The 6,178-nt window shown below is 61.6% G+C and carries 7 protein-coding genes; 3 read left to right on the top strand and 4 right to left on the bottom strand.

Translation table 11 applies throughout. The features are described from left to right. The first annotated feature begins 183 nt into the window (after positions 1–183). Positions 184–351 carry a 50S ribosomal protein L33 gene (gene rpmG / locus LCM4576_RS10725; RefSeq protein WP_006201775.1) on the top strand — a complete coding sequence of 56 codons (168 nt, stop codon included), beginning with the start codon at positions 184–186 and terminating at the stop codon, positions 349–351. Positions 352–920: 569 nt separating this feature from the next. On the opposite strand, the gene LCM4576_RS10720 is transcribed toward rpmG, so the two are convergent. Both LCM4576_RS10720 and LCM4576_RS10715 read right to left on the bottom strand, forming a co-directional pair. Next, positions 921–2,294: a PleD family two-component system response regulator gene (locus tag LCM4576_RS10720; protein ID WP_071032064.1), complete on the bottom strand. Its 1,374-nt coding sequence runs from the start codon at positions 2,292–2,294 to the stop codon at positions 921–923. A gap of 33 nt (positions 2,295–2,327) precedes the next feature. Further along, positions 2,328–2,699, bottom strand: a complete 372-nt coding sequence (locus tag LCM4576_RS10715) for a response regulator (protein WP_040995610.1) — start codon at positions 2,697–2,699, stop codon at positions 2,328–2,330. Between the two features lie 241 nt (positions 2,700–2,940). Between LCM4576_RS10715 and LCM4576_RS10710 the strand changes: the two genes are divergently transcribed. Then, on the top strand, positions 2,941–3,240 hold the full coding sequence (locus LCM4576_RS10710) for a DUF3572 domain-containing protein (protein ID WP_071032086.1): 300 nt from the start codon (positions 2,941–2,943) through the stop codon (positions 3,238–3,240). Further along, positions 3,237–3,890 carry a hypothetical protein gene (locus tag LCM4576_RS10705; RefSeq protein WP_071032063.1) on the top strand — a complete coding sequence of 218 codons (654 nt, stop codon included), beginning with the start codon at positions 3,237–3,239 and terminating at the stop codon, positions 3,888–3,890. The genes LCM4576_RS10710 and LCM4576_RS10705 overlap by 4 nt, the downstream gene beginning before the upstream one ends. Positions 3,891–3,899: 9 nt before the next feature. Here LCM4576_RS10705 and LCM4576_RS10700 read toward each other — a convergent pair whose 3' ends face one another. After that, positions 3,900–5,480 carry a hypothetical protein gene (locus LCM4576_RS10700; RefSeq protein WP_071032062.1) on the bottom strand — a complete coding sequence of 527 codons (1,581 nt, stop codon included), beginning with the start codon at positions 5,478–5,480 and terminating at the stop codon, positions 3,900–3,902. A gap of 98 nt (positions 5,481–5,578) precedes the next feature. After that, positions 5,579–6,154 carry a GNAT family N-acetyltransferase gene (locus LCM4576_RS10695; protein WP_071032061.1) on the bottom strand — a complete coding sequence of 192 codons (576 nt, stop codon included), beginning with the start codon at positions 6,152–6,154 and terminating at the stop codon, positions 5,579–5,581. Between the last annotated feature and the right edge of the window lie 24 nt (positions 6,155–6,178).

The following is a 6,178-nucleotide window of genomic DNA, read 5'->3' as shown; positions in this document are numbered from 1 at the left end:
GATAAAACCGGACAACTCGTGTGCTACCTAACCCGGACAACTCATGTGCTTACGACACTCGGAAGGCACCCGGGCTTGACTTTCCGGGCGCGTTCTTTATGTGTCGCGCCAAGTTTCCCGCGTCCGGGTGTTTTCCCCGTGCTCCAGCGGCCAAAACTCCACGAACATTAACGGACGAACATCATGGCCAAAGCCGCAAACATCAAGATCAAGCTTCTGTCGACCGCCGACACCGGGTTCTTCTACGTGACCAGCAAGAACAGCCGCACCAAGACGGACAAGCTCTCGTTCCGCAAGTACGATCCGGTCGCCAAGAAGCACGTCGAGTTCAAGGAAACCAAGATCAAGTAATCTGGTTATCCTGAGAAATCAAAACGCCGCCCTTTGGGCGGCGTTTTTGTTTTGGGGCCAATTCCAGGAAAAGCCCGACACGGTTTTGCGGCAGGAATTGCGTCAAGCAAAGCTATGGAAAGRATCGGCCGATCGAGGAGTCGAGCGGCTGTCCGCAAGATTCCGATCGCGGGTTTTGTAGAAAAGGGGGCCGGTCGGCGTTTGGCAGCGGTACGAGGAGGCCACTATGTGCCAGCGCCGGCCGGCCGACCCCACGGACCCAGGAGATGCGGCGGACCTGAGCATCATGGGGTATTTTTGGATCGAGCCGGCTAGTCTACCCTCGTGCCGGCTCCGTCTTCTGTCTATGCGTCGCAGATTTGCGCAAGACCTTATAAAAATCAACCATTTCTTAACCACCGCTCGCGAATCGCTTGGGTTAAGGTAAATTCGTAACCCTGTTCAGACCGCCGGGAATCGGCGCCTTTCCCAGGCATCCCTCCCGAAGTRGCGATTGGTTTCGGGACAAAGACATGCGCGAGGTTGAAATATAAAGCGTATGAGCAAATCCTGAAAGATCGCGGCGCGCTTCAGGCAGCCTTGGCGACGACGCGGTTGCGACCGCCGCTTTTGGCTTCATAGAGCGCAAGGTCGGCGCGCTTCATCAGCGCCGCGACGCTGTCGGTCCCTTTCAGCAACGAAGACACGCCGACGCTGACCGTGACCTCGATCGTCTTGCCGTCGTTGCCGACCGCAAACGGCGCCTGCGCGATCTCGGCGCGGATGCGTTCGGCCACCTTCTCGGCGACCGGACCATCGGTATCCGGCATCACCACGACGAACTCCTCGCCGCCGAAGCGGCAGGCGAGATCGATGCCGCGCACATTCTTGCGCAGCCGCCTGGCGAACTCGCGCAGCACATCGTCGCCGCCGTCATGGCCATAAGTGTCGTTGATCGACTTGAAGCGATCGAGATCGGTGATCATCACCGACAGCGGCCGCCGCCGCGCCACGGCTCGATCGAACAGCGTCTGCAGATGGCTGTCGAGGTAGCGCCGGTTATGCAGCCCGGTCAGCCCGTCGATCACCGCCATCTCGATGGTCTGCGCGACACTGGCGCGCAACTGGTCGTTATAGCGTTTGCGCCGCACCTGCGTGCGCAGGCGCGCCGTCAGCTCGTGCTGGTCGATCGGCCGGATCAGGTAATCGTTGATGCCGAGCTCCAGGCCACGCAGGATGCGGCCCTCCTCGCCTTCGTCGGCGAGCAGCATGATCGGCAGGAAGCGGGTGCGGTCGAGCGAACGCAATTGCGAGCAGAGCCTCAGCGCATCGAAGCCGGTGAAGGCAGTCGACACCAGCACGCATTCATACGGCGTCTCGGCGRCCTGGAAGAACCCTGCGTTCGGATCGGTCGCGACATCGAGCTCGGCGCTGTTGCGCAACATCTTCTGGATGCGTTCGACGGAAGATTTGCGCTCGTCGACGAGGAGCACTCTCGGCTTGGCGTCTCCGGTCGCGAAATCGCGGCTCAGAAGCTCTTCGATGCCGATATTGCGCGTTGTCGAGGCGCGCAGCCTGAGCTCGTCGGTCAGCGATTTCAGCCTGACCAAGCTCTTCACACGCGTCATCAGTTGCAGGTCGTTGACCGGCTTGGTCAGAAAATCGTCCGCGCCCGCCTCGAGGCCGCGCACCCGGTCCGAGACCTGGTCGAGCGCGGTGATCATGACAACGGGGATATGCGAGGTCGCCGGGTCGCTCTTCAAGCGTCTGCAGACCTCGAACCCGTCCATGTCAGGCATCATCACATCGAGCAGCACCACGTCGACCTTGCCGTTCTCGCAGGTCTCGATCGCATCCGGACCGTTGCTGGCGGTTAGCACCTCGAAATACTCGGCAAGCAGCCGAACCTCCAGCAGCCGCACATTGGCGGGGATATCGTCGACGACGAGGATCCGCGCTGTCATCTCAAAAAACTCCGGTTCTGCTGGTCTCGGGCATCAGGCGTCGCCCAGATAGGATTTGATCGTCTCGATGAAGCGCGGCACCGAGATCGGCTTGGAGATATAGGCCTCGCAGCCGCCCTGCCGGATGCGCTCCTCATCGCCCTTCATGGCGAAGGCGGTGACGGCGATGACCGGAATCGAATGCAGCTCGTCGTCTTCCTTCAGCCATTTCGTCACTTCCAGGCCGGAGACTTCGGGCAGCTGGATGTCCATCAGGATGAGGTCCGGCCGGTGCTGGCGCGCGAGATCCAGCGCCTCCAGCCCGTTGCGTGTGCGAACCGTGTCGTAACCGCTGGCTTCGATGAGGTCCCGAAAGAGCTTCATGTTGAGCTCGTTGTCCTCGACGATCATGACCTTCTTAGCCATCAGTTTCCCGTCCCGACCGCCCTCGAAGCCGAAGGCCGTCGCAATGCGTCCCCTTCGGACCGCACCCAACCCTTTTCCACTCTAGCCCAATATGATTGACGAAACGGAAACCGGAGGTTGGAAAGCTGCACCATTTTCCACCTTCGGACGTTGTACGGGAGAGAGCGGAGGCTTGCCGCAAGCGACGCTTGCCGTTACTGCGGAAGGAGACTCAAAAAAATCCACCATTCCAAAGGTAATGATGGCGAACGCAGCGTCAATGCGCGAGGAAGCGGAAACCATTGCCGTCAAGGCGCTGGGCTTCGTCGCCGCCGATCCCGAACTTCTGCCGCGCTTCCTGGCGATCACCGGCATCGAGGCGAACTCGATCCGCAGGGCCGCCGCGGAGCCCGGCTTCTTGGCCGGCGTGCTGCAATTCATCCTTGCCCACGAGCCGACGCTGCTGCGCTTTGCCGAGGAGACCGGCACGCCGCCGGCCGCCRTCGGCAAGGCATTGCGCGCGCTCCCGCTCGGCAACGACGATCACGAGCGCTCGACATGAGCGACGATCCGGAGACGGCGCGGCAGATCGAGGAGCTTGCCGCCGACGACCRGCCGCTGCTGGTGCTCGACGTCGACGATGTCGTGCTGGAATTCGTCCGGCCCTTCCCGCATTTCCTCAAAACGCGCGGCTTCGGGTTGACGCTCTCGTCCTTCCGATTGACCGGCAACATTGCCGAAACGGCCACCGGGCGGCTGATCGAACAGCCGGAAGTGACGGCGCTGCTCGGCGATTTCTTCGACACCCAGGCGGATTGRCAAAGCATCACCGAGGGCGCGGCGGACGCCCTGGCAATGCTTGGACAAGGCGCCGAGATCGTCCTGCTGACCGCGATGCCGCACAAGCATCGTGGCGTGCGCCGCGCGCACCTCGACGCGCTGGGGCTAAATTATCCGCTGCTGACGACGGAAATGGCCAAGGRCCCGGCCATCGCGAAACTGCGGGGCCTCAAGGGTCGGCCGGTCGCCTTTGTCGACGACCAGCCCTCCAACCTGGTCTCGGCGCGCAATTCCGTGGCCGACGCCCACCTCTTCCATTTGATGGCCGACAATTCGCTGCGCCCCTTCCTGCCGCCAACGCCGGAAGACATCGTCTCGGTCGAGGACTGGCGCGAGGCCGCGCCCAAGATCGCGGCCGCGCTCGGGCTTTAGCGCAAGCGCTCAGGGTTGCAGCTTCGCGCCGGCCCCGCCATTGTCGCCGCCGTCCGAATCGTCGCCCCCGGTCGAATTGTCTGTTCCGTTGGCGCCGTCACCGCCCGAATTGTCATCCTGACCGGCGCTGTCGTCCTGGACTTCATCCGGCCCCTTGAGCATGGCGCCGTTAACCTTGACCGAGCCGTCGGCTTTCGTGTCGATCACCCACTCCAGGCGGCCATCCGGCAGTGTCTTGYCAAAACCCTTGACGGCAAGCGCGAACGGGAAGGCCTGCGCCATCTGCTCATCGCTCTTGGYGCCTTCCTTCAGGGCATCGACGATCTTGTCGTAGCCGRCCACATCGACGGTCACGGTCGCATCGGGCTTTTCGCCGCCCGGGAACGTCATCTCGCCTTCCAGCGCGACTTCGATATCGCCGTTCTTCACGGTCGAGTGGCCGAGGATGACTTTGGGTTTCTTGGCTTTGAAATCGGCGACCAGAGCCTTGCCGAATTCATCCGACAGCGGCGGTTTCTTATTGAGATCAAAGGCTTCGATCGCCTTCTTCGCCATCGTATCGAGATCGATATCGGCGCCGCCGAAGTTGAGGTCGATATCGGTCGGCACCAACGGGGCGGTYCAGGCCGGCAACAATTGCCGCGGGATCGTCAGACCGGAGGCCTTGATCCCATAATTGATCTTGCCGCTCTGAGAGACGCCGTCCATGCCGCTAGCCATGTTCAACTGCTTCGCGCCCCACTTACCGACTGGGCTCTCCATCGCGAAATCTTTGAAGGCGTACGTTCCGTCGATTCTTTCCCAGACGGGCAGCGCAGCAAGGAGACGCGACTTAAGCTCGGCCTGATTTGCCTTCAATTTGGCTTCGTCTTCATTAGCAACGGCAAAAGCAAGCAGGTCCATCAGCGGCTTCGTCCGAACACCCTTACCGTTTGCATTCACCGAAAGTTCCGGGGCATTGAGAGTGACCGGGAAATTCAATCCTCGCTCGGGATCGTTGATTTTGACGACTTCGGCGAAGTTCAAAATCTTTTCAGCCAGAGTAAAATCGATGCCGCCGCTCGCCGACTTTGTCGAAGTGATTGTGGCGGTGCCCGCACCTGCGGAGACATCCGCCTCCTGCTTCGGCTCCCGGGTCTTCATCGTCATGGCGTCCATCGACCCCGTAGCGCTCACGAAGGCCGCCAGGCTGGGGTCGTAGATCCCGGCGAACTTGTTGTTCGACACGGAAAAATCCATGTGTTGCGGCCCTTCAGGGCCCTTGAAATCGAGTGAGCCATTCAAAGACGTGTCCGCCGACACGTCCCACTGCCCGTCCTGGCGTGGCTTGACCCGCATGTCGTAGGGCGTGACGTCGAACTTGAAGGAGTCCTGTTTCGCCAGCAAAGCGACGAGCGGCTTGAAATCGAAGGCGAGTTTGTACGCATCGCCGTCGGCGGTGATCTTCAAGAGCCCGATATCGAAACCCTGCCTGCCGAAATAATGCGCCAGATCATCGGTAAGCTTTTTCGCGCCTTGATCGTCGACGGTCTGGGCAAGAGCTGGYGCGCTGAGCGCAAGGGCAAAGGCAAGGGGCAAAATACGCTTCACGTTGGTTCTCCGTTATCCCGGAAGAATGATTTGCGCTTCTGGTAGGCAAGAAGCGTTACAGCCGCAAGACGCCGACTGTAGGGCAAAAGCGCAGCTGGCTAAAGCACCAGCCGCATCAGCGGCCGGCCGGGTTTGCGTTCCACAAGCCTTTCGAAGCCGGCCTTCTCGAACACCCGCGACGAGCCGACGAAAAGCCCGATCGAACGCGAATCGCGCGACAGGTCGATCGGGCAGGCTTCGAGCAGCCTGGCGCCGTTCTCGCGGGCGAAGGCGATGCCACCCTCGACGAGACGATGCGTAATGYCGCGGCCCCTGGCCTTGACGCGAATGAAGAAGCACGAGATCGCCCAGACGTCCGGGTCGTCGGCATCGGCAGGATCGACCGGCGCCGAGCCCCTGCCTTGATTGTTCCACTCGGGCACGTCGGCGCGCGGACCGACCTGCATCCAGCCGACAGCCTTGCCGTCTTCGATGGCCAAAAGGCCCGGCGGCGGGCCTGCCTCGATGCGCGCCTTGATAAGGTCCTTGTTGCGCTCCTTGTCGCTGGCGCGGCGCTCCGCCGGCGCCAGCCGGAAATGCGTGCACCAGCAGCCGTAGCAGGCGCCTTGCTTGCCGAAGAGGTCTTCGAAATCGGGCCAGAGCTCGGGGGTCAGCGGTGCTATGGTCGTGCTCATGCGTTCTCCCCAGGCCAAGCTTGT

The sequence above is a fragment of the Mesorhizobium sp. LCM 4576 genome (assembly GCF_001854815.1).
GTDB lineage: Bacteria > Pseudomonadota > Alphaproteobacteria > Rhizobiales > Rhizobiaceae > Mesorhizobium > Mesorhizobium plurifarium.
This window is presented reverse-complemented; position numbering and strand designations above follow the sequence as displayed.